The sequence below is a fragment of the Bradyrhizobium sp. AZCC 2262 genome (assembly GCF_036924535.1).
Classification (GTDB): domain Bacteria; phylum Pseudomonadota; class Alphaproteobacteria; order Rhizobiales; family Xanthobacteraceae; genus Bradyrhizobium.
Genome location: NZ_JAZHRT010000001.1, coordinates 4,019,264 through 4,042,754, shown reverse-complemented (window position 1 = coordinate 4,042,754; position 23,491 = coordinate 4,019,264). Strand labels below are relative to the sequence as shown.

General features: G+C 62.4%; 21 protein-coding genes and 2 tRNA genes. 17 read left to right on the top strand and 6 right to left on the bottom strand.

Going from position 1 to position 23,491, the window contains the following annotated elements:
- Window positions 1-60 precede the first annotated feature (60 nt).
- The 3 genes from V1283_RS19285 to V1283_RS19275 all read left to right on the top strand — a co-directional run bounded on the left by V1283_RS19285 (window position 61) and on the right by V1283_RS19275 (window position 4,173).
- Window positions 61-831 (top strand): gamma-glutamyl-gamma-aminobutyrate hydrolase family protein, encoded by a 771-nt coding sequence (locus V1283_RS19285; RefSeq protein WP_334388023.1) that lies wholly within the window; start codon window positions 61-63, stop codon window positions 829-831.
- 160 nt (window positions 832-991) lie between these two features.
- The gene (locus V1283_RS19280; RefSeq protein WP_334388022.1) at window positions 992-2,062 is read left to right on the top strand and encodes an extracellular solute-binding protein; all 1,071 of its coding nucleotides are present in this window, start codon (window positions 992-994) and stop codon (window positions 2,060-2,062) included.
- Between the two features lie 197 nt (window positions 2,063-2,259).
- Window positions 2,260-4,173: a PAS domain-containing hybrid sensor histidine kinase/response regulator gene (locus V1283_RS19275; protein WP_334388021.1), complete on the top strand. Its 1,914-nt coding sequence runs from the start codon at window positions 2,260-2,262 to the stop codon at window positions 4,171-4,173.
- A gap of 111 nt (window positions 4,174-4,284) precedes the next feature.
- Here the strand turns inward: V1283_RS19275 and V1283_RS19270 are convergent, their stop codons facing one another.
- Window positions 4,285-5,037, bottom strand: coding sequence for a hypothetical protein (locus V1283_RS19270; RefSeq protein WP_334388020.1), 753 nt, complete (start codon window positions 5,035-5,037; stop codon window positions 4,285-4,287).
- A 306-nt stretch (window positions 5,038-5,343) separates the two neighbouring features.
- On the opposite strand from V1283_RS19270, the gene V1283_RS19265 reads away from it, so the two are divergent.
- Complete coding sequence (locus V1283_RS19265; RefSeq protein WP_334388019.1) at window positions 5,344-5,613, top strand: RidA family protein; 270 nt, start codon at window positions 5,344-5,346, stop codon at window positions 5,611-5,613.
- The gene (locus V1283_RS19260; RefSeq protein ID WP_334388018.1) at window positions 5,610-5,738 is read left to right on the top strand and encodes a RidA family protein; all 129 of its coding nucleotides are present in this window, start codon (window positions 5,610-5,612) and stop codon (window positions 5,736-5,738) included. Before V1283_RS19265 ends, V1283_RS19260 begins: the two co-directional genes overlap by 4 nt.
- A 195-nt stretch (window positions 5,739-5,933) precedes the next feature.
- Here the strand turns inward: V1283_RS19260 and glnA are convergent, their stop codons facing one another.
- Both glnA and V1283_RS19250 read right to left on the bottom strand, forming a co-directional pair.
- On the bottom strand, window positions 5,934-7,343 hold the full coding sequence (glnA, locus tag V1283_RS19255; RefSeq protein ID WP_108513515.1) for a type I glutamate--ammonia ligase: 1,410 nt from the start codon (window positions 7,341-7,343) through the stop codon (window positions 5,934-5,936).
- Window positions 7,344-7,483: 140 nt separating this feature from the next.
- Complete coding sequence (locus V1283_RS19250; RefSeq protein ID WP_011441447.1) at window positions 7,484-7,822, bottom strand: P-II family nitrogen regulator; 339 nt, start codon at window positions 7,820-7,822, stop codon at window positions 7,484-7,486.
- A gap of 47 nt (window positions 7,823-7,869) precedes the next feature.
- On the opposite strand from V1283_RS19250, the gene V1283_RS19245 reads away from it, so the two are divergent.
- Complete coding sequence (locus V1283_RS19245; RefSeq protein ID WP_334388017.1) at window positions 7,870-8,043, top strand: hypothetical protein; 174 nt, start codon at window positions 7,870-7,872, stop codon at window positions 8,041-8,043.
- A gap of 152 nt (window positions 8,044-8,195) precedes the next feature.
- Window positions 8,196-9,695 carry an NAD(P)H-hydrate dehydratase gene (locus tag V1283_RS19240; protein WP_334388016.1) on the top strand — a complete coding sequence of 500 codons (1,500 nt, stop codon included), beginning with the start codon at window positions 8,196-8,198 and terminating at the stop codon, window positions 9,693-9,695.
- A gap of 83 nt (window positions 9,696-9,778) precedes the next feature.
- Here V1283_RS19240 and V1283_RS19235 read toward each other — a convergent pair whose 3' ends face one another.
- A complete protein-coding gene (locus V1283_RS19235; protein ID WP_334388015.1) occupies window positions 9,779-10,864 on the bottom strand; it encodes an enolase C-terminal domain-like protein in 1,086 nt (361 codons plus the stop codon).
- Window positions 10,865-10,874: 10 nt separating this feature from the next.
- The gene (locus tag V1283_RS19230; RefSeq protein WP_334388014.1) at window positions 10,875-12,146 is read right to left on the bottom strand and encodes a multicopper oxidase family protein; all 1,272 of its coding nucleotides are present in this window, start codon (window positions 12,144-12,146) and stop codon (window positions 10,875-10,877) included.
- 194 nt (window positions 12,147-12,340) lie between these two features.
- On the opposite strand from V1283_RS19230, the gene V1283_RS19225 reads away from it, so the two are divergent.
- From V1283_RS19225 to V1283_RS19180, 10 genes are all read left to right on the top strand, one after another.
- Window positions 12,341-12,425, top strand: a tRNA-Leu gene (locus tag V1283_RS19225).
- Between the two features lie 163 nt (window positions 12,426-12,588).
- Window positions 12,589-13,947 (top strand): trigger factor, encoded by a 1,359-nt coding sequence (gene tig / locus V1283_RS19220; protein WP_334388013.1) that lies wholly within the window; start codon window positions 12,589-12,591, stop codon window positions 13,945-13,947.
- 302 nt (window positions 13,948-14,249) lie between these two features.
- Window positions 14,250-14,885: an ATP-dependent Clp protease proteolytic subunit gene (locus tag V1283_RS19215; protein ID WP_334388012.1), complete on the top strand. Its 636-nt coding sequence runs from the start codon at window positions 14,250-14,252 to the stop codon at window positions 14,883-14,885.
- Window positions 14,886-15,314: 429 nt separating this feature from the next.
- Entirely contained in the window at window positions 15,315-16,589 is a 1,275-nt protein-coding gene (gene clpX, locus V1283_RS19210) for an ATP-dependent Clp protease ATP-binding subunit ClpX (RefSeq protein ID WP_027537232.1), read from the top strand.
- A gap of 314 nt (window positions 16,590-16,903) precedes the next feature.
- A complete protein-coding gene (gene lon, locus V1283_RS19205) occupies window positions 16,904-19,330 on the top strand; it encodes an endopeptidase La (protein ID WP_334388011.1) in 2,427 nt (808 codons plus the stop codon).
- 155 nt (window positions 19,331-19,485) lie between these two features.
- Entirely contained in the window at window positions 19,486-19,887 is a 402-nt protein-coding gene (locus V1283_RS19200) for a GFA family protein (protein ID WP_334388010.1), read from the top strand.
- Between the two features lie 70 nt (window positions 19,888-19,957).
- Window positions 19,958-20,034, top strand: a tRNA-Val gene (locus V1283_RS19195).
- 111 nt (window positions 20,035-20,145) lie between these two features.
- Complete coding sequence (locus V1283_RS19190; RefSeq protein ID WP_334388009.1) at window positions 20,146-21,159, top strand: Pnap_2097 family protein; 1,014 nt, start codon at window positions 20,146-20,148, stop codon at window positions 21,157-21,159.
- Window positions 21,152-21,757, top strand: coding sequence for an acetyltransferase (locus tag V1283_RS19185; protein WP_334388008.1), 606 nt, complete (start codon window positions 21,152-21,154; stop codon window positions 21,755-21,757). Before V1283_RS19190 ends, V1283_RS19185 begins: the two co-directional genes overlap by 8 nt.
- A gap of 54 nt (window positions 21,758-21,811) precedes the next feature.
- A complete protein-coding gene (locus V1283_RS19180; RefSeq protein ID WP_334388007.1) occupies window positions 21,812-22,672 on the top strand; it encodes a class I SAM-dependent methyltransferase in 861 nt (286 codons plus the stop codon).
- Between the two features lie 398 nt (window positions 22,673-23,070).
- Here V1283_RS19180 and V1283_RS19175 read toward each other — a convergent pair whose 3' ends face one another.
- Window positions 23,071-23,448 (bottom strand): hypothetical protein, encoded by a 378-nt coding sequence (locus V1283_RS19175; RefSeq protein WP_334388006.1) that lies wholly within the window; start codon window positions 23,446-23,448, stop codon window positions 23,071-23,073.
- Window positions 23,449-23,491: the final 43 nt, after the last annotated feature.

The following is a 23,491-nucleotide window of genomic DNA, read 5'->3' as shown; positions in this document are numbered from 1 at the left end:
CGCGAACATGGCTTACCCTAGAAGATTCTTGCACAGTACGATGACAGCGGAATTTTTGCGATGAGACGGCCCGTGGTCGGTGTGATCGCGAACGCCCATCGCGTCGAAAATCGTTTCCAGACCCAGATGGTCGGAGAGCGCAACTTGCGCGCGATCACCGACGTAGCGGGGGCGCTGCCGCTGATGTTTGCGGGCTCGCCCGAGATTACCGACATCGGCGCGCTTCTCGACGTCGTCGACGGCGTCGTGCTGACGGGGGCGCGGGCCAATGTGCACCCGACGCGCTTCAAGACTGAGCCGCACGAGAGGCACGAGCCCTACGATATCCATCGCGACGACGTTGCGCTGGCGCTGACGGAGGCCTGCGTTGCCCGCGGCGTGCCGATCTTCGGCATCTGCCGCGGCCTGCAGGAGATGAACGTCGCCTTCGGCGGGTCGCTGCACCCGGAAATCCGCGAGATCCCCGGCCGCATGAACCACCGCATGCCGCGGCTGGAGAACGGCGAAATCCATCCCGACCCCACGGTCGTGTTCGCCGACCGTCACGACGTCCATCTCACCCCCGGCGGCGTGTTTGCAAGCTTGCTCGGCTGCGAAACCATCCGGGTGAATTCGCTGCACGGGCAGGGCATCCTCGAACCCGGCGCGCGCGTGGTGATCGAAGGCATCGCCGAAGACGGCACCATCGAGGCGATCCGGATCGCGGACGCCGCGAGCTTTGCGCTCGGTGTGCAGTGGCACGCCGAGTACGACCCGCAGCGCAACCCGATCAACCGAAAACTGTTCGAAGCATTCGGCGCGGCGCTGAAGGCGCACAAGCAGGCGGCGTAGGGCGGCGGCGCATTCAATCGTCATTACGCGTCGCTACGAACTTTGCTGACGGTGCTGCTCCCGCCATTCGCGTGAAAGCTGGAACGAGCCACGTCATTTCTGCTATCGTCTTGCCCAACAGCATGGCCGGTCAACGGCCTTAAAAGGCCGGGAGGATGCGATGCGGGACCGCAAATGGTCGAGACGCGACCTGCTCAAGGCGTCGACGGCGTCCGCTGCAGGTCTTTTGTTTGCGGAGCCGCTGAAGGCGGCGGCGCCGCCGGCGGAGGACGTGACGCCGGCCTTGATCGAGGCCGCGAAGAAGGAGGGCAAGCTTTCGTTTTATTCGGCGCTTGAACTCACTACCGCCGAGCGCCTGGCGCGGACCTTTGAGGCGAAATATCCCGGCATCGCCGTGCGGGTCGAGCGTTCCGGCGCGGAGCGGATTTTCCAGCGTATCGCGCAGGAGCAGGGCAGTGGCATCAAGGCCGTCGACGTCGCCAACTCGACCGATCCCGCGCATTATCTCGAATGGAAGAAGAACGACTGGCTGGCGCCTTACCTTCCCGGCGAGGTGGCCCGGCACTTTCCGGCCGATCAGATCGATCCCGATGGCATGTATGCGACGGCCTGTGCCTGGACGGAAGCGATCGGCTACAACACCAGCCTCGTCAAGCGCGAGGACGCGCCGAAAAGCTATGCCGACCTGCTCGATCCGAAATGGACAGGCAAGATGGTCAAGGCCCATCCCGGCTACAGCGGCGCCATCCTGACGACGACCTTCCTGCTGGCGCGCGATCTGGGCTGGCCGTATCTGGAAAAATTGGCGCGGCAGAAGATCATGCAGGTGCAATCGGCCGCCGATCCGCCCAAGAAGATCCTGCTCGGTGAACGCGCCGTCATGGCCGACGGCAACGATTACAATCTGGTGCTTCTGAAGGATCAGGGCAAACCGGTCGAAGTGGTCTATCCGGCCGAAGGCTCGCCGCTGATCATTGTCCCCTCAGGCATTTTCCGCGGTGCGCCAAACCCAAATGCGGCAAGGCTTTTCCAGAGCTTCTTCTTCAGCGCCGAGGCCCAGCAGATGCTGCTGGTGGATGTCTTTGCCCACCGCTCGTTCCACGGGCAGGTCAAGGAGAAGGGCGAGCATGTCCCGCTTTCGAGCCTGAAGCTGCTCAAGGCCGATCCCGCCCAGGTGCAGGCGCAAAGCGAGGAGATCAAGGCGCGCTACGCGAAACTCTTCGGCGTCTGAGAAGATCCGCGGCGTTTGAGTTGTCACGATGCCTGCGGGTCCCGAATCCGGCACTCTCCGTACTTTTACGGAGTGGAAAAGGTGGCATCGCATCCGCGAAGTCGGCTAAGCAGCGGGGGAGCCGCAGCAACGTCCCGAAGCCGGCCCAACTGCCGGCCTGAACGGGGCGCATCCACCATCTCCGGACTGGTGAGGCAATGACGCTATCAAGACGTCTCGCGCTGGCGATGGTTTTGCTTGTGGTGGTGACGTCCTGCGCCGTGAGCGCATTCGCCTTTTATTTCCTGACCGAGCCGGCGCCGCGCGCCTTGACGGCGACCGTCAGCGCGGCACTTGCCGGCGGTGTGGTTGCGGTCGCGTTCGCGATTGGCCTTGCGGCCGTTAGCGCAAGGTTTCTTCTCGGGCCGACGCCCCCGGCCGCGAAGGCGCCGGAGGCCGCGTTGGTTTGCGGGAAGACGGAGCAGGAGCGAGCCTATCAGGCGCTCGCCGATCGGGAGAGGATGGCGCAGGCCATCATCGAAAGCGCGCTCGACGCCTTTGTCCAGACCGACGAATCCTGCGTCATCCTCAACTGGAGCCCGCACGCCGAGGCCTTGATGGGATGGACGCGTGCGGAGGCCGTCGGCAGGAGCGTGGAAGAGCTGGTCTTTCCGGAAGCGCAGCGCCCCGTGCACCGGCAGTGGGTCGACCGCTTCCTGAGCGAGGCCGAAGGCGAGGCGGTCGGGGGGCGTTACGAGACGCCGCTGCTGCACAAGGACGGACGCGAATTCTTCGCCGAGGTGTCGCTGACGGCGCTGCGCCGCGGTGAAGGTTACATCATCAACGCCTTCGTCAGGGACATCACCGCAAAGCGCGCTGCCGAAGAACAATTGTTCCAGGCGCAGAAGATGGAATCGGTCGGGCAGTTGACCGGCGGCATCGCCCATGACTTCAACAACATGCTCACCGTGATCACGGGCACGATCGAAATCCTGGCCGACGGTGTCAAGCACGATCCGGGGCTGACGTCGATCGCCAAGATGATCAATGACGCCGCCGACCGGGCATCCCAGCTCACGGCGAACCTGCTGGCCTTTGCCAGAAAGCAGCCGCTGCGGCCGCTCGAGACCGACGTCAATGCCCTGATCGAGGAGGTGGTCAGGCTGCTGGCGCCGACGCTCGGAAGGCGGATCGAGATCGGGACGGCGTTGAGCGACCAAGCCTGGCCGGCGCTGGTCGATCGCAGCCAGCTTACCTCGGCGCTGGTCAATCTCGCGATCAACGCCCGCGACGCCATGCCTGATGGCGGCAGGCTGCTGTTCAGAACGAGCAATTTCACGCGCGATGCGCACGACGCGGAGGTGGACGATCTCGGCGCGGGCGACTACGTCGCCATCGAGGTCATCGATAGCGGCGCCGGCATTCCAGCTGCCATCCGCGACAGGATTTTCGAGCCGTTCTTTTCGACCAAGCAGTTCGGCACCGGCACGGGGCTTGGCCTCAGCATGGTGTTCGGATTTGCAAAACAATCCGGCGGCGGCATCGTGGTCGACGGCGAGGAGGGAGAGGGCGCCTGTTTCCGCATCTACCTGCCGAAGGCCGACCTCGAGCCTTTGGACGTGCTCCCGGCCAGCGATGCCTCGCCGCCTGAAGATGACGAGCTGCGCGGGGGATCGGAAACCATCCTGTGCGTCGAGGATGACGATGTCGTGCGGGCGCATGTCACCGGCCGTCTTGAAAGTCTCGGCTACAGGGTCATCACCGCCTCCAACGCGGCCGAGGCGCTCATACTGGTGAATTCCGGCGTAGTGTTCGATCTTCTGTTCACCGACATCATCATGCCCGGCGCCATGAACGGCCGGCAGCTCGCGCAAAAGGTCGCCGAACTGCGCCGGCCGCTCCGGGTGCTCTTCACCTCGGGCAACACGTTCGGTGCGTTCGATTCGAGCGTGCGTCTTGGCGAAGGCGTGCTGCTGCTGACCAAGCCATATCGCAAGGCCGAACTCGCGCGCATGGTGCGCCTCTGCCTCGACCGCGCGATCGACCACATGGGCGATCCGATCCCACTGCCGTATTCCGTGCAGGAAGATCTCGAGCGTTTCCTGAGGGAAAATCCGCCAGAGAAGAAGTGACGGGTCTGGTTGCGGCGTCGCCATGTGGCAAGCGCAATTGCGCCGACGCTGCACTAGTTGATGCGCGTCAGCTTCATGAGACCGCGAGTCAAGTGCACCGTAATCCGAGACCTAATTGCGCCAACCCAAGCTTTGGAAGAGCGATGGTGTCTGGGCATTTTGCACTGGCTGCTCCGGTGCTCGGGCGTCAGGTACGGCCGGGACCTCGGCCCGTGCATTTTGCTCTTCCCGGGTCCTCACTCGATGAATTCGCTGGGGTCGGATCTCTGCTCGTGCATTGTGGACGGACCGGGCCCGTCGATGCTTTTTCGTGGGCTGGGCCTGAACTGGGGCAGCCTGTGCAACCTGCACTGGGGCGGCTTGCGCGGGCTCCACGGGCACGGCCTCTGCCCGTGAATCTTGCTTGGCCGCCCAGGCTTCGAATTCCTTCAACAAGGCTTGGGCTGGCGGCTGAGCGATCTCGGTGACCGGCGGCTGAACGATCGCGGCTTGATTCTGATCGGCAGGTTCAGAAACTGCAGCAATTTCTTCACGCGCCCGCGCCTCGCCTGTCGTCGTCGCCGAATCCTGAGTGCCAGCGATTGATTGAATTGATGACGTCGACGGATCGGTGACAGGCTGAAGCGCCGGTTTGTCGACCCACGAAGCCGTGAAGTCCGCAACGAGCGCGACTGGATTTTCCACCGACAGGATAGCGATACCGATCGCTGTTGCCGTTACAGCCCAAATACTCATCGTGAGGATTCGCGACGAGACAACTGATCTTTTCCAAACTTTCCCGATATCCGGCTGCCCGATTTCTTCGGCAGGTTCGGAGAGAAAGATAGGAGGACGATCCAGCTGGAAGCCGTCTTTTGTCGCCATTGGGGGATGCCACCTCTTATTGTTCCCGTGCACCAGTACCCCGCCAGCGAGGTCGAAAAGCGACAATCACCGCCACGATTTGGGCGAAGTCTTGATTTCACTGGGGTTCGGGAACCACAAGGTCATGCGGAACCCCGGTTCGCTCTGAGTATGAGCGGAATTGGCCGCCGCAAAATCAAAAGGCGCTTCTATTGGAAGCGCCTTTCGCGTGTCTGAAGCTTAAGATGTAGGATGGATATCGCTTTACTCCGCCCACCCTACGAATGGCGGCGAGTTGCTTGAGGATTCACAAAGCAGGGCAGGCACATGAAATCTCGCGTGGAGACGCTCACACCGCCGAATACGCCAACGCCAATCGGTCCCTACAGTCACATCGCCAAGGTTGGTGAACACATATCGATTGGAGGAACGGCCGGCGTCGATCCGGCGACCGGACAATTGGCGGGCGACATTGGCGCCCAGACACGGCAAATCCTGAAATCGTTCGTCGTGATGCTCGAGGCCGTGGGCTCCGACCTCAGCCATGTTACTCACATCAATATCTTCCTGCAGCACATGTCCGACTTCGAGAGATGAACGCTGCCTATGTCGAGATCATGGGAGATCGCAGGCCGGCGCGCACGGTGATTGGCGTTCAGGAACTCCCCAAGGCGGGCGCGTTGCTGACGATGAATCTCACTGCGGTGACGCGAGAGCGATGATCCACCACGCCGCGGATGTAGCTAGTTGACCGTGCCGCACGCGGCTCATCCTGGTACGTGGCTCGCCTTGCGGGTTGCCATTCCCGAGCACTCAAGGCGCATTAGCGGGCGACGGCGCAAAAACAAAAGGCGCCCCAGACGGAGCGCCTTTTGCATTTCTCGGGCGGTGATGTCGGCGGGGTATCCCGCCTGAGATCACTGCGAATAGTACATGTCGAACTCGACCGGATGCGGGGTCATTTCGAAGCGCTCGACTTCGGTCATCTTCAGCTCGATGAAGCTGTCGATGAAGTCGTCGTCGAACACGCCGCCGGCCTTGAGGAAGGCGCGGTCCTTGTCGAGGTTTTCCAGCGCCTCGCGAAGCGAGCCGCACACCGTCGGGATCTGCTTCAGCTCTTCCTTCGGCAGATCGTAGAGGTCCTTGTCCATCGCCGGGCCCGGATCGATCTTGTTCTTGACGCCGTCGAGGCCGGCCATCAGCATCGCGGCAAAGCCGAGATAGGGATTGGCCATCGGGTCGGGGAAGCGAACTTCGACGCGCTTGGCTTTCGGGTTTGCCGTGTAGGGAATGCGGCAGGAGGCCGAGCGGTTGCGCGCGGAGTAGGCGAGCAGCACCGGGGCTTCATAGCCCGGGACCAGGCGCTTGTAGGAGTTGGTCGACGGGTTGGTGAAGGCGTTGATCGCCTTGGCGTGCTTGATGATGCCGCCGATGTAGTGGAGGCAGGTCTCCGAGAGGTCGGCGTATTTGTTGCCGGCGAACACCGGCTTGCCGTCCTTCCAGATCGACTGGTGGCAGTGCATGCCCGAGCCGTTGTCGCCATAGACCGGCTTCGGCATGAAGGTGGCGGTCTTGCCGTAGATGTGGGCGACCTGGTGGATGCAGTATTTGTAGATCTGCATCTGGTCGGCCATCAGCGTCATGGTGTCGAACTTCATGCCGAGCTCGTGCTGGGCGGAAGCGACTTCGTGGTGATGCTTCTCGACCTTGACGCCCATCTTGGCCATGGCGCCGAGCATTTCCGAGCGCATGTCCTGCACCGAGTCCTGCGGAGGCACGGGGAAGTAGCCGGCCTTGGTGCGGATGCGGTGGCCGAGATTGCCGCCCTCATATTCGGTGTCCGAATTGATCGGCAGTTCCGAGGAGTCGAGCTTGAAGCCGGTGTTGTAGGGGGTGGTCTGGTAGCGCACGTCGTCGAACACGAAGAACTCGGCCTCGGGTCCGAAGAACACGGTGTCGCCTACGCCCGACGATTTCACCATCGCCTCGGCCTTCTTGGCGATGCCACGGGGGTCGCGGTTGTAGGGCTCGCCGGTGGTCGGCTCCAGCACGTCACATACGATGACCATGGTGGTCTCGGCGAAGAACGGGTCGATCGTCGCGGTGACCGGGTCGGGCATCAGGCACATGTCGGATTCGTTGATCGCCTTCCAGCCGGCGATCGAAGAACCGTCGAACATCTGGCCTTCGGCAAAGGTGTCCTCTTCGATCATGCTGACATCGAAGGTTACGTGCTGCCACTTGCCGCGCGGATCGGTGAAGCGCAGGTCGACGTATTTTACGTCGTTGTCCTTGATCGATTTCAGGACGTCTTTGGCGGTCTTCATGAATACCCCTTTTGGCTTACGGGACGGTTTCCAGGACACGACTCTTCGCAAACGATCCGGTGAGATTGCGCGAACGAAATCAGGCCGCCGAGGCAGCCCTTTTCTTGTTTTTTAGTCGCAAAATTCGGATAGCACCCGGCTTAGATAGCGTCCAGCCCGGATTCTCCGGTTCTGATCCGGATCGCTTCCTCGATGTTGGAGACGAAGATTTTGCCGTCGCCGATGCGTCCCGTTTGGGCAGCGCGGCGGATCGCGTCGATCGCTTTTTCGACCAGGTCATCGCCGATCACGATCTCGATTTTCACCTTGGGCAGGAAATCGACGATGTATTCCGCACCGCGATAGAGTTCGGCGTGTCCCTTCTGCCGGCCAAAGCCCTTGGCCTCGGTGACCGTGATGCCCTGCAGTCCGACTTCCTGAAGCGCCTCTTTCACCTCGTCGAGCTTGAATGGCTTGATGATGGCTTCAATCTTCTTCACTGAGGGCCTCCCGGGCATTTCCAAATTGCAGAGTGCGGATACTTTAGGTGTTGCGCGAGGCGCCGTCTGGTTTGATCCTTGCATCCGGCAAGGCCGGATTGCTCACAATTGCCGCTAACTGCGACGATCATGAGCTCGGTTTTCTGATCGGCTTCCTCAAAAGCAGGGTCTATGCCAAGTTGTTAACGCGGGCTGATTTCGGAACGTTATCAGACTTTTAACAGGCAGGTGGAAGAGGTGGAGCCGGACACGGCATGATAGCGTAGCCTGAGAAATAGGCAAACAGATCAAATCATGTGCAGACGAGGGCGGCGAACCGTGGGGCGCAGCGGCGATATGCCTCCAGAAAAGGCTGACGGATCGAGGATTCGGCATGGAAGTTTTGACCACCACTGAGATGGAGCGTGCCGACCGGCTGACGATCACCGCCGGCACGCCCGGCTTCGCGCTGATGATGAGCGCCGGGCAGGCCGTGGCCGAAGCTGCGATGGGTCTTGTCGAGGAAGGAGCGATCATGGTGGTCGCCGGCCGCGGCAACAATGGCGGCGACGGGTTTGTGGCAGCGGCCGAACTGGCGGCGCGCGGCCGTGATGTCTCGATCATCCTGCTGTGCGAGCGCGACAGCCTGCAGGGTGACGCGGCGCTCGCCGCGCGCGGCTGGAAGTATCCGGTGCTGCCTTTCAATCCGCAGGCGATCGGCAAGCCGGCGCTGATCATCGACGCGCTGTTCGGTGCCGGGCTCAATCGGCCCGTCAAGGGCGACCCGCTCGAAATGATCGAGGCGGTCAACGCCAATGGCGCGCCGGTGCTCGCCGTCGACCTGCCAAGCGGGATCAACGGCACGTCGGGCGCGGTGATGGGCGCTGCGATCAACGCCGTGGAGACCGTGACCTTCTTCCGCCGCAAGCCGGCGCATCTGCTGATGCCGGGACGGAAACATTGCGGCCGTGTCCGCGTCGCCGACATCGGTATCGATGCGCATGTGCTCGAGGAGATCCGGCCGCACACGTTCGAGAACGTGCCGCAGAGCTGGCAAAAATCTTTCCCCGTGCCTGACATCGACGGCCACAAATACGCCCGCGGCCACACGGTCGTGCTGTCCGGCGAACTGGCATCCACCGGCGCGGCGCGGCTCGCGGCCCGCGGCGCTCTGCGGGCAGGGGCTGGCCTCGTCACGGTGGCCTCGCCGCGCGATGCGCTCGCGGTGAATGCCACCGCGCTGACGGCGGTCATGGTGCGCGTGATCGACAATGCAATCCAGTTCGCCGAACTGCTCGACGACAAGCGGCTCAATGCGATCGTGATCGGGCCGGGCGCCGGCGTCAGCGGGCGGACGCGCGATTTCGTCCACACGGCACTGTCGGCGAAACGCGGCCTTGTGCTCGACGCCGACGCGCTGACGAGTTTTGCCGAGGCGCCCGAGCGGCTGTTTGAATCGATCAAGGCCGCCGCCGACGCCCACGTCGTCCTGACCCCGCATGAGGGCGAGTTTCCGCGCCTGTTCAGCGATATCAGCAACAAGCATCCCGGCCGCTCCAAACTGGAGAGGGTGCGCGACGCCGCCGAACGCTGCGGCGCGGTGGTGCTGCTGAAGGGGCCGGATACGGTAGTGGCGTCCCCGGATGGCCGCGCCAGCATCGCGTCCAACGCACCGCCCTGGCTGGCCACCGCCGGCGCGGGGGACGTGGTGGCGGGAATGATCGCGGCGTTTCTGGCGCAAGGCGTGCCGGCATTCGAGGCTGCCTGCATCGGCGTCTGGATGCACGGCGAAGCCGCGGGCGAGGCGGGGCCGGGATTGATCGCAGAGGATCTGCCGGAAGTGCTGCCCGCGGTGTTCCGGCGGCTCTATGATGAGTTCGGCATCGAGTATTAGTTCGTAGGATGGGTGGAGCGAAGCGATACCCATCGCCTTCGCGGCTGCAGGAGATGATGGGTATCGCTACGCTTCCACCCATCCTACACGACCAGATATTTCGCTACCGCCGTTTCATTCCACTCCAGTCCAAGCCCCGGGCCTCGCGCGGTGACCGTGCCGTCGACGATCTTGGCGGGATGGGCGAGGATGACGCTGGCAAAGTCGAGGAATTCGAGCCAGTGCGCGGTTGGCGTCACCGCGAGCATGTGGGCGCTGGCTTCGGCGAACAGATGGCTCGACATCGGAATGTTGGCAGCTTGCGCCTGCGCCGCGACCTGCAGCCAGCCGGTGACGCCGCCGCACTTCATCAGATCGGGCATGATGAAATCGCTGGCGCCGGCTTCGATCGCTTCCGCAAAGCCGCGCGGGAACCACCAGTTTTCGCCGGCCTGGATCGGCGTCGGCGAGGTCTCGCGCACTTTGGCGTGCCCCGACAGGTTTTCCTGTGGCACGGGTTCTTCGATCCAGTGCAGATCGTAAGGTTCGAGGCGGGCGATGCGGCGCGCCGCTTCAGCGGGATCGAGCGACTGGTTGAAGTCGATCATCAGCGCAATGTCCGGGCCGAGCAGGGCGCGCACGGCCTTGACGACCCGCTCGTCGTTGGCGGCATCGCCGTCGCCGCCCTTGATCTTGATGCCGCGAAAGCCCTGCTCCAGCGAGCGGCGCAGCGCCTTCTCGTCGGCTGTGGGATCGACCACGCCATAGCTGTCGTAGGCTCTGATCGGCCGCGCTGAGCCGCCGAGCAGCTCGGCCACTGGCCGACCTGCAACCTGGCCGAGCGCGTCCCAATAGGCCATGTCGAGGCCTGATACCGCCATGCCGACGAGGCCCTGCCAACCGAGCAGGCGGAACTTTGCGTCCATCACCGCCATCAGGTCGTAGGGCGCAACCGGCTTGCCGGTCAGCTCCCGCCCGATCTCCTCGATCAGGTGAACCAGCGGCTTCAGCGTCAGCTTGCTGTAGGCGAAGATGTAGGCGTGGCCGGTAACGCCCTGATCGGTTTCGACATCGATCAGGACCAGCGGCCCGACATCGATCACGCCAAAGGCGTTCTTGACGGGGCGCGCGAGCGGCACCACGACGGCTCGCGCTCTGACGCTGCGGATGGCGGGGACCGGTTTGCTCATGGCGTGCTCCTCATTCGACAGCGTACCACCGCACCAGTCGCGGCGCTGCCCAGTCGGTTGCGACGGATTCGATCAAATAGCGCCCCGGATATTCGGCGCGGAACGCGATCCGCTGGGTCTGGCCGGGCTCGATCGCCAGCGTATCCAGCCAGAACGGTTTCCAGCCATCGTCCAGCCGGTCCAGCAGCCGGAAATGATGGCCGTGGAGGTGGAAGACGGTGGCGATGGCGGCGCGGTTGGCCAGCGCCAGCACTACGGTGCCGTCGCCCTTGACGCGAAAGGCGGGCGGGGCGGTGGCGGCGAAGCTGGCGGGCGTCACCCAGTCGCCCGACGGTCCGCCAAGCGCCAGATCGACCCGGGTGGCGTTCTTGAGGTCGAGCCGTTCGGGGAGGCCGTTGGAGGGCAATGGGGGGGCCGGCGGGAGGGGCGCGGGGCGGATCGGCGGTTCGCTGGATACGGTGAGTTTGCCGATCGGACGGGCTTCCTTGCCGTCATGGAGGAGGATCGCCAACACGCCGCCGGCCGGCGGCGTGGTCAGATCGATGAAGGCGTCGACCCGGCCGCCGGGCGGCAGCACCAGCGCGCCGTTGCGGGCCTGGAACGGCTCGGATGGCTGGCTGTCGATGGCCATCACGCGGACCTCAAGCCCCTCCAGTTTGATAGCAATAACAGAGCGTTGGCAGCCGCTGATGATGCGGAGCCTGACCCGTTCGTGGGCGCGGGCTGAGAGATCGAGCGAGGTTTGGCCGTTAATCGTATGCACGGCCACGGCGTCCCCGGGGACCCCCGGTGCCATCGCGGTTCCATCGGGCCTGACCCTCCCGTCTTCGATCAGGAGAATCTGGTCGCGGTCGACGGCGACGGTTTCGCTTTCCTGGACGACCAGCGCCCGTGCCCGCGACGGTCGCGGTTGTCCGTCCCCCAGCAGGTTGAGGTCGCACAGGAAGGTCCCGGCGTGACGTAGCGGCAGTTGCAAGACTTCCTTGCCGCCGGCCGCGAGCGGTGGCCGGCCCGTCAGCGGTTCGGCCGCCGGGACGCCATCGATCCCTCGCCAGTTGAGGACGGCGGGTACCGGCAGTTCGTTGCCGAAGGCGATATCGAGGGTCTCACCACGCTTGAAACGAAGTTCGCCTCCTTGCAGCGACCAGATCGCCGTGGCCGGGGCGTTCGGGCGGAGGGCGACGCTGTCGGTTTTAGCTTGCAGCGCGAGTGCGGGTCGGGCTTGGGCCCGCCCCGCCGTGGGCCAGATCGGCGCAAGGACTGCTGCGCCCAGTCCGGCCATTACTTCGCGTCGATCCAGCGGGAATTTGGGGCTTGCCATCGGACCAATGCGGACCATTTTTTGTTGTATCTGGCCTAGCTGTGACGCCTTGCCCCGGCGCTGTCAAAAACGGCCATTTTTTTGCTGCGGAGGTGTAGGCTCATGTTATAAGCCCGCCGCCCGCGGCATCGCGGCCGGGTATGGATGCTTTTCACGCGGGCGTGGCGGAACTGGTAGACGCGCTGGATTTAGGTTCCAGTGACGAAAGTTGTGGGGGTTCGAGTCCCTCCGCCCGCACCAAGCGCTCTATCCAAGCGTTTGCATGACGAATACTGGAGGGCCTGTTTCCCGGTCGGGGAGCCAAGGTCCGCCGAACCACCGGCGCAGGCTGCAAGGCTACGCCTCGAACATTTGACACTGCCGGGCCTGTCTGGCCCGGCGCAAGCGGAAGAAGATTGACACCATGCAGGTCACCGAAACCCTCGCCGAGGGATTGAAGCACGAATTCAAGATCAGCGTTCCCGCATCGGATCTCGATGCCAAGGCGGACGCCAAGCTGGTCGACCTCAAGGACAAGGTGAAGCTCAATGGCTTCCGCCCCGGCAAGGTGCCGGTGAGCCATCTGAAGAAGGTGTATGGCCGTTCCGTCATGGCCGAGACCATCGACCAGACCATCCGCGACACCAACACGCAGATCTTCACCGATCGCGGTTTCCGGCTTGCGACCGAGCCGAAGATCACCATGCCGACCGAGACCAAAGAGGTCGAGGAGCTGCTCGCCGGCAAGACCGACCTGACCTATACGGTCGCGATCGAGGTGGTGCCGACGATCCAGCTCGCCGATTTCAAGACCTTCTCGGTGGAGAAGCCGGTGGTCGAAGTGACCGATGCCGAGGTCGATGAGGCCATCAAGCGCATCGCCGACCAGAACAGGCCCTACGCGGCGAAGGCCGAAGGCGCCAAGGCCGAAACCGGCGATCGCGTCACGATCAGCTTCAAGGGCAGCATCAACGGCGAACTGTTCGATGGCGGCACCGGCGAGGGTATCCCGGTCGTGATCGGCGCCGGCCAGTTCATTCCGGGTTTTGAGGAACAGCTCGTCGGTATGGGGACAGGCGAGACCCGCACCCTGAAAGTGTCATTCCCGAAGAACTACGCGAGTGAAAAACTCGCCGGCCAGCCGGCCGAGTTCGAAACCACGGCAACCCTGATCGAAGCGCCCGGCGACACCAAGATCGACGACGAGTTTGCAAAGACGCTCGGCCTGGAATCGCTCGACAAGCTGAAGGAAGCCGCGCGCGAGCGGCTGGTCGCCGAGTTCGCGGGGGCCACGCGCCAGCGCGTCAAGCGCGCGCTGCTCGATCGTCTCGACGAAAGCCACAAATTCGAGGCGCCGCCGTCGCTGATCGCGGAAGAGTTCAACCTGATGTGGAACTCGATCAAGGCCGAGATGGAATCCTCCGGCAAGACCTTTGCCGACGAGGACACCACCGAAGACGCGGCCAAGGAAGAATACCAGAAGATTGCCGACCGCCGCGTCCGGCTTGGGCTGGTGCTGTCGGAGATCGGCGAGAAGAACAAGATCACCGTGACCGACGACGAAGTCAGCCGCGCGGTGATCGAGCGGGCGCGTTCGATGCCCGGCCGCGAGAAGGAAGTCTGGGACTACTATCGCAACAATGCCAACGCGCTGGCCCAGCTTCGTGCGCCGATTTATGAAGACAAGGTGGTCGATTTCATCCTCGAACTTGCCAACGTGACCGAGAAGAAGGTCTCGCGCGAGGACCTGTTCAAGGAAGACGATGAGAAGAGCGCAGCCTGACCGGTTTGGTCAGGCTGATGTTAATGATGAACGGCGAAAGCGGCTGGGCTGCGGCATACGTGGCTATGAGATCGCCTGCGAATCAGCTTGAACTCGTCTCGTTCGGCTCGCAATGGTCCGGTCTTGTCGCCGGGAAATTGGCTCATATCTGTGAGCGGCTCGCAGCTCGCGAGTGCTGAGTTGAGTTCTGCATCACGGGACGTTCGTCCGCGCGCGGCAATCATGGCGATTGGCCTGCCTTGCCGATGGATGTGCGCCCCCGCCCGTTTCTACCTAACCCTTACCAACCCTTGGGGTGACTAATGCGCGATCCCGTTGAAACCTACATGAACCTCGTGCCCATGGTGGTCGAGCAGACCAACCGCGGCGAACGCGCCTACGACATTTTTTCGCGGCTTCTGAAAGAGCGCATCATCTTCGTGACCGGTCCGGTCGAAGACGGCATGTCGACGCTCACCGTCGCGCAGCTCTTGTTCCTCGAGGCGGAAAATCCCAAGAAAGAAATCTCGATGTACATCAACTCGCCGGGCGGCGTGGTGACATCGGGGCTTGCGATCTACGACACGATGCAATTCATCCGTCCGCCGGTGTCGACGCTGTGCACCGGGCAGGCGGCCTCGATGGGCTCGCTGCTGCTGGCTGCCGGTGCAAAAGACATGCGCTTCTCGCTGCCGAATTCGCGCATCATGGTGCATCAGCCTTCGGGCGGCTTCCAGGGCCAGGCCACCGACATCATGCTGCATGCGCAGGAGATCCTGAATCTCAAGAAGCGCCTCAACGAAATCTACGTGAAGCACACCGGCCAGACCTACAAGGCGATCGAGGATGCGCTCGAGCGCGACAAATTCCTGACCGCCGACATGGCCCGCGACTTCGGCATCGTCGACAAGGTGATCGATAAGCGTCCCGAAGAGGCGGCGGTAACGAAAACCCCGTAAGGTAACGGATAGCGACACCCCGCGTTGACCTTAATGGTTGGTTGAACCGGCAAATATGGCCGAAAGCCGCGTGCCTATGCCCCCGCATAGGCCCAAAGTTCCGCTTTCGTGCCTGTTTTGCTGCGTGGCAGTTGCGCAACGCTCGGTCGATTTCGTCAACTTCTCCCCGTGCGAACGCCACAAATCACGGTATTGTCACGGGTAGCCATTTGGGCCCGATTAGCGAATTCTTGATAGTCGGGTGTCAGCATGGTTGGCTGTGTGGGTTGGGTTAAGATCGCGGGGGATTCGAGAAGCCGTGATTCGCACGGTGGGTAATTGAGTTAGGGTCTTTTTTGGTACGGAATTTGCTCTATCTACCTTGATGTCCGGTGTGAGTGCCGGAATGGGTCGATCGGGTAACGGATCGAACGGCGGACGGAGACAGGAATGAGTAAGGTTGGCACAAGCGACTCCAAGAACACGCTGTATTGCTCGTTCTGTGGAAAGAGCCAGCACGAAGTCCGCAAACTCATCGCGGGTCCAACCGTATTCATCTGCGACGAATGCGTCGAACTCTGCATGGACATCATCCGTGAGGAGAACAAGTCCTCGCTGGTGAAGTCGCGCGACGGCATCCCGACGCCGAAGGAAATCTGCAAGGTGCTGGACGATTACGTGATCGGCCAGAGCCATGCCAAGAAGGTGCTCTCGGTCGCCGTCCACAACCACTACAAGCGGCTCAATCATCAGACCAAGCACAACGACGTCGAACTCGCGAAGTCGAACATCCTGCTGATCGGTCCGACCGGTTCGGGCAAGACGCTGCTGGCGCAGACGCTGGCGCGCATTCTCGACGTGCCGTTCACGATGGCGGATGCGACGACGCTGACCGAAGCGGGCTACGTCGGCGAGGACGTCGAGAACATCATCCTGAAGCTGCTGCAGTCGGCCGACTACAATGTCGAGCGCGCGCAGCGCGGCATCGTCTATATCGACGAAATCGACAAGATCAGCCGCAAGTCCGACAATCCGTCGATCACCCGCGACGTGTCGGGTGAGGGCGTGCAGCAGGCGCTGTTGAAGATCATGGAAGGCACGGTCGCCTCCGTGCCTCCGCAGGGCGGCCGCAAGCACCCGCAGCAGGAATTCCTGCAGGTCGACACGACAAACATCCTGTTCATCTGCGGCGGCGCCTTCTCAGGTCTGGAGAAGATCATCTCCGCGCGCGGACGTTCGACCTCGATCGGTTTCGCCGCCCAGGTTCTGGCGCCGGAAGATCGCCGCACTGGTGAAATCTTCCGCCATGTCGAGCCGGAAGACCTTCTGAAGTACGGCCTGATCCCGGAATTCGTCGGCCGCCTCCCGGTGGTCGCGACGCTGGAGGATCTCGACGAGGCCTCGCTGAAGAAGATCCTGACCGATCCGAAGAACGCGCTGGTGAAGCAATACCAGCGGCTGTTCGAAATGGAGAACATCGAGCTCACCTTCGCCGACGAAGCGCTTGGCGCGGTCGCCCGCAAGGCGATCGAGCGCAAGACCGGCGCGCGTGGGTTGCGTTCGATCCTCGAAAGCATCCTGCTCGAGACCATGTTCGATCTGCCGGGTCTTGAAGGCGTCGAAGAGGTTGTGATCTCGCGCGAAGTGGTCGAGGGAACCGCCCGTCCGCTCTACATCTATGCGGACCGTTCGGACCGGGCCGTCGAGAGCAGCGCCAGCGCCTGATCGCGCTTCGCCATACCTCGCCTGGACTACCCCGATAAGGACGGCTGTCGGACATTCCGACGGCCGTTGTTGCGTCAGCGTTTCGCGCGCGTTTAGCCCCAATTAGCGGGCATTTTTCCGTGACTTGACACCCCCATACCCGATAGCCACCTAATGCCAATGGTGGCGGAAATCACGTTCGAGATTCGTCGCAAAATCATCCGGCGAGAGGCGGCAGCGAAGGCGGCCGAGTGACCCGGAACTCCCGGCACCTTGTGGCGGTTGCGCAAGCGAAGCGGACTGCGTGCAAGGGGGCAAAACAAAAGGATAAGGCCATGACGACCCCAAAAACCCGGCCAACCATCGTTCTCGGCGAGAGCCACTCCTATCCGGTGCTGCCGCTCCGCGACATCGTCGTTTTTCCGCACATGATCGTGCCGCTGTTCGTCGGCCGCGAGAAGTCGATCCGGGCCCTCGAAGAGGTGATGAAGAACGACGCGCTGATCCTGCTGGCTACGCAGAAGAATGCGTCCGACGATGATCCAAGTCCGGAATCGATCTACGAGGTCGGTACGCTCGCCAGCGTGCTGCAGCTCCTGAAGCTTCCCGATGGCACCGTGAAGGTGCTGGTCGAAGGGCTCGAGCGCGCGCGCGTGCAAAAGTATTCCGACCGCAGCGAATATTACGAGGCGACCGCGATTGCGCTTGCCGACACCGACGCCAATTCGGTTGAAGCCGAAGCTCTGGCGCGCTCGGTCGTGTCCGACTTCGAAAGCTATGTGAAACTGAACAAGAAGATCTCCGCCGAAGTCGTCGGCGTGGTTCAGGCGATCACTGACTTTGCCAAGCTGAGCGATCAGGTCGCCCAGCATCTCGCCGTCAAGATCGCCGATCGCCAGGGCATCCTGGAGACGTTGTCCGTCACGCAGCGCCTGGAGAAGGTGCTGGGCCTGATGGAGAGCGAAATCTCGGTGCTGCAGGTCGAAAAGCGCATCCGCTCGCGCGTCAAGCGCCAGATGGAGAAGACCCAGCGTGAGTATTACCTGAACGAGCAGATGAAGGCGATCCAGAAGGAGCTCGGCGACGACGAGGGTCGCGATGAGCTCGCCGATCTGGAAGAGAAGATTGCCAAGACCAAGCTTTCCAAGGAAGCGCGGGAGAAGGCGCAGCACGAATTGAAGAAGCTGCGCCAGATGTCGCCGATGTCCGCGGAAGCAACCGTCGTGCGCAACTATCTCGACTGGCTGCTGTCGATCCCGTGGAACAAGAAGTCCAAGGTCAAGAAGGACCTCGAGGCCGCGCAGGCGGTGCTGGACGCTGACCATTACGGGCTCGAGAAGGTCAAGGACCGTATCGTCGAGTATCTCGCGGTGCAGTCGCGCGCCAACAAGCTGACCGGACCGATCCTGTGCCTGGTCGGGCCTCCCGGCGTCGGCAAGACCTCGCTCGGCAAGTCGATCGCAAAGGCGACGGGACGCGAGTTCGTGCGCGTGTCGCTCGGCGGCGTGCGGGATGAAGCGGAAATCCGCGGTCACCGTCGCACCTATATCGGCTCGATGCCCGGCAAGGTCATCCAGTCGATGCGCAAGGCGAAGACCTCGAATCCGCTGTTCCTGCTGGATGAGATCGACAAGATGGGCGCCGATTTCCGCGGCGATCCGTCGTCGGCGCTGCTTGAGGTACTGGACCCTGAGCAGAATGCGACCTTTAACGACCACTATCTGGAGGTCGACTACGATTTGTCGAACGTCATGTTCATCACGACCGCGAATACGCTGAATATTCCCGGGCCCCTGATGGACCGCATGGAGATCATCCGGATCGCCGGCTACACCGAGAACGAGAAGGTCGAGATCGCGCGCAAGCATTTGATCCCGAACGCCATCGCCAAGCATGGTCTCGATTCCAAGGAATGGTCGATCGACGATGACGCCTTGCTCTTGATGATCCGCCGCTACACCCGCGAAGCGGGTGTGCGTAACCTGGAGCGTGAGCTGTCGACACTCGCCCGCAAGGCGGTGAAGGAGCTGATGATCTCCAAGAAGAAGTCGGTCAAGGTCACCGAGAAGACTCTCGAAGACTTCCTCGGCGTGCCGAAGTACCGCTACGGCGAGATCGAGAGTGAGCCGCAGGTTGGTATCGTCACAGGCCTCGCCTGGACCGATGTCGGCGGTGAGCTGCTGACGATCGAAGGTGTCATGATGCCCGGCAAGGGCAAGATGACGGTCACGGGCAATCTGCGCGACGTGATGAAGGAGTCGATCTCGGCGGCGGCGTCTTATGTCCGCTCGCGGGCGATCAACTACGGCATCGAGCCGCCGCTGTTCGACCGGCGCGACATCCACGTCCACGTGCCTGAAGGGGCGACCCCGAAGGACGGACCATCGGCGGGTGTCGCGATGGCAACCGCGATCATCTCGGTCATGACCGGCATCCCGGTTCGCCACGATGTCGCGATGACTGGCGAGATCACGCTGCGCGGCAGGGTGCTGCCGATCGGCGGTCTGAAGGAGAAGCTCCTGGCTGCCGCCCGCGGCGGCATCAAGACGGTGCTGATCCCCGAGGACAACGCCAAGGATCTCACGGAGATTTCCGATGCGATCAAGGGCGGCATGGAGATCATCCCGGTGGCCCGGCTCGACGACGTCATTGCCAAGGCATTGGTCCGCGCACCGGTGCCGATCGTCTGGGAAGAGGACACCAAGGTGCCGGTCAAGCCTGACGGCGCCGACGAAGCGGCCGGTGGCCTCACGGCCCACTGATCCCGATCAGTTACTACTGATCCCGATCAGTCACCACTGATCCCGATCAGTCACCACTGATCCGATTGATCGCGATATGATAAAACGGCACCTTCGGGCGCCGTTTTTGTTTGTGCGGACCGGAGACCCCGATTGGACAGGCGGAGTTGAAGGGGATGGAAATCGACGGGCAATGCCATTGCGGGCGGGTGGCCTATCGGGCCGAGATCGATCCCGCGAAAGTATCGATCTGTCACTGCACCGATTGCCAGAACCTGACGGGCTCGGCGTACCGGGTGACGGTGATTTGTTCCGCCGAGCAGGTCCGCATGACGGGCGCGCCGGCGAAGATTTACGCGAAGGCCGGCGACAACGGCCGCACGCGCTTCCAGCATTTTTGCGAGGGCTGTGGTTCCCCGCTGTTCACCAGCGGCGAGGGCGGGCCGGACGACTGGGGCATCCGCTGGGGCAGCATCCGCCAGCGCGATCAGCTCAAGCCCATGCGGCAAATCTGGTGTAAGTCCGCCGCGCCGTGGATCAACGATCTCAAGGCGTTGCCGGCCCGGCCTGGCGACTAGCGCCCCGCAGTGTCCGGCGCGACGGCACCCTTGCGCCAAAGGGGGCTGCAGGGCTAAACAGTCGGCTCAAGGGCGGCTAGCTCAGCTGGTTAGAGCATCTCGTTTACACCGAGAGGGTCGGCAGTTCGAATCTGTCGCCGCCTACCAATACAATGTGAAGATGTGGGTAATCTTGGCGTTTATCCACGCCGCAACAGGGTAGTGCCTGCTCAAACGCCGGCGGACTTGGCTGCGCGGATGTCGGATAGAGGGCCTCGGATGCTGCGCCAGATCATTGAAGAGGAAATCCCCGGTTCCCCCGATTTTTTCGCTGCGATTTCCGATCTGCCGATCGACAGCTTCGGCCTGGTGGTTCTTCGGGCGCGGATCGAAGCGACGCTGGGGCGTCCCATCAGCGACGACGCATGGGGCGCGATCGCGACCTTAAACGACATCCTGGTTCTCTCGGCAGCGGAAGAGATTGCGCCTCAGTCCCACAACACGTTGATGGAACGACGACGCTTCTCCGTCAACATGCCACAAATGGCGATGGGGGGCCTCTCAGAGTCCTGGCTGCTGAAGGAACTAGGCGACATGCACTGGGGCATGATTACCTCCGGCCTGGGTAGCGAAAGCTCCTCGCTCAAGGACGGCAGCGGCAATCGCCTGTACGCCACCTTTACGCGGATTCGCTATTCGTTCCGGAAGCCGCTCAGCGCCATCGGTGAAAACTCCGGCCTTGATTTGCGGGGTAAGATTTCACGTTTCGGAGCCGGCACTTTCATCTCGGACATCGCTCTTGGCCACGACGTCGCCGCAGGCGAGGCGCGGCTGATGTCAAATTTCTCTCGCCGCGGCGAAACAAACAATACGTCTCTTCTGAAGGGCCAGCCGACGATTCCGCCCGATTGCCCAATTCCGGAAATCGCATTGCCGCCCTTCGTGCTCGAGTATCGCGAACGCAGGGTCACCAAGCCGGAAGCTCCCCTGTTCGAGTGCGAGTATGAGATCATTCCCTTTTACGACGTCAACGGGGTCGGTCTGCTCTACTTCGCTTCATATCCCATCATCAGCGACATCTGCTCATTGCGATACGCCGCCGACATTGCAAACCGCAGCACCATCTCCAGGGAAATCTATTATTTTGCCAACGCGGATATCAATGATCGCCTGATATTTCGCGTCCATAAGTCGGACCAGTCACCGTCCGCGCTCGACATCGAGACCTCGTTGTCACGAAAGAGCGACGGTCTCTTGATGGCCTATGTCGTGACGAGAAAGTCCAATGGCTAAGGCGTATATCTTTGGCGGCGGCGGCCATGCCCGCGTGATAGCGTCCTTTCTCACGGTCTCGCCCGTTTTCGTCGTCCAGCGGCTGGGTGGTCAGGCAACGCTGCCCGAAAACACGCTGTCCGAAGACGAATATTTCCGCGAACTCCCGCCCGGAGATGTCTACATCGGCATCGGCTCGAACGAGGAGCGTGAGTTGTGCGCATCGCGGCTGCGGGCGGTCCGCGCGAACATGCCACCTTGCATTGCCCCGACAGCTTTCGTCGCGAGGGACGCAGAAATCGAGAGCGGTGCCCTCGTTTGCGCCGGTGCGGTTGTGGGCTCAAGATCCAGAATCGGGCGAGATACGATTATCAACACGCTTTCCAGCGTTGATCACGACTGCGTGCTTGGCGCTCTCTCCCAGGTGACTGCCGGCGTCACCTTCGGAGGCGGGGTGAGAACCGGCGTCAATTGCTTTTTTGGCATCAAAAGCGCGGTCGTTCCTAACACGACGATTGGCGACAAGGTGCAGTTGATGGCCGGGTCTCTGATTGTGTCGGATGTCGAATCGAATGTGGTGATGGGCGGAAATCCGGCGCGGCTGGTCAAGCGGCTGTAGTTCTGACGAGGCGATTGAGTTCGCCATTGTTTACGAATGTGAGCGAGAGCGCCTATGCAGACACCGGCAAGCCACGAACAAAACGCCGACCAAGTCGCCTACTGGAACGGTCCGGCCGGTCGGCGCTGGGCGGAGCGGCAGGCGGCGCAGGACATCGTCCTCGGACCGGTCGCCGACCTCTTGATCGACCGCGCCAAACCGAAAGCCGGCGAGCGCGTCATTGACGTCGGCTGCGGCAGCGGCGCGACGACGATAGCGTTCGCGCACAAGGTCGCGCCGTCAGGCCATGTGCTCGGCATCGATATATCGGGCCCGATGCTGGAACGGGCGCGGCGGAGCGCGCCGAAGGACTTGCCAATCGATTTCGCGCTGGCCGACGCCACCGTCTATCCGTTCGACCCCGCAAGTTTTGATCTTTTGGCCTCGAGGTTCGGCGTGATGTTTTTCGCCGACCCCGTGCTCTCGTTTGCGAATATGCGGAAAGCGCTGAAGCCTTCGGGCAGGCTGGCGTTTGCCTGCTGGCGCGAGCCGCGCGAAAATCCTTTCTTCATGGCGCCGCTGCAGGCCGCCTACAAGCATGTGCCAAAGCTGCCACAGCAGGGGCCGGAAGATCCAGGGCCGTTTGCGTTCGCCTCGGAGGCGCGCGTTCGCCGCATCCTCGGCGAGGCCAGCTTTACGGGGGTCGAAATGGAGCCGTGCCCGCTGTCGCTCGATGCCGCGATCGGCCGCGGTCTGGATGGCGCCGTGCAGAGTGCGCTCGAAATCGGACCGGCGAGCCGCGCGCTGGAGGACCAGCCGGAAGAGCTCCGCAGAGCCGCTGCTGCTTCGATCCGCGAGGCGCTCGCGCCGTTCGCCAAGGGCGACGCCGTGCTGCTGCCGGCGTCGGTCTGGATCGTCACGGCAAGGGCGTCGTAGTCTACGCGGGTACGCGCAATGACGGCAGAGCGCGCTACGCCCGCGCTTCCCAAATCATCGCCATCGCTACGCCACCAAATCGCCCGATGACTCAACGATGTCTGTTTGACGAGGCTGGCGGCGGTGCGCATGGGTGCAGCAATGATGATGCGCGTGTCCAATCCATATCTAACGCCGGCCCGGGTTGGCATGATATTGCTCATGGTCCTTCTGCTCGGCGCGATCGTCGTCCGAGTCATCACTGCCTCCGAATACAGTGATGTCCGCACGCCCACCAGCCCAGAGAACGGTGGGCAAGTCACAACGGATACCGGTATCAGAGGTCTGAGAGGGTCGCTGCCATAAGAAAATTTGGTGGACGGCAACGCGCGTCCACCATGCAATGGGCGCAAGGAACGCTATTTGATTGTCGCGTGCACGGTAATTACCGACGTGCCGGAAGCAGTCGGCCCCTGACCCGTCGCTTTGACGGCAAAGGTATCGCTTCCCTTGTATCTGGCCTTCGCCTTGTATTCGTAAGTCGTTGCGTTGAGCTTCTTCAACTTGCCGTGCGCCGGCTTTTGAAAAATCTCCGAACTGGTCACGGTGCCGCGCATCCTGATCGGAAATTGGCAACTTTGCCCGGAGGCGACGCTGATGTCGCCGGTGGAGTTCTCGCCCCAATCCGCCAGTTCTACCAATAGTGGACAGTCAGAAGCGGCCAGCGCTGGAGATGCAGATATGGAGCCTGTAGCTCCAACGATAAGCGCCAAAGCGGCGACCTTGGACAACCGCATGGTAGATTTTCCTCGTTTTCAAAAACCCGGCGTACCCAGCTTA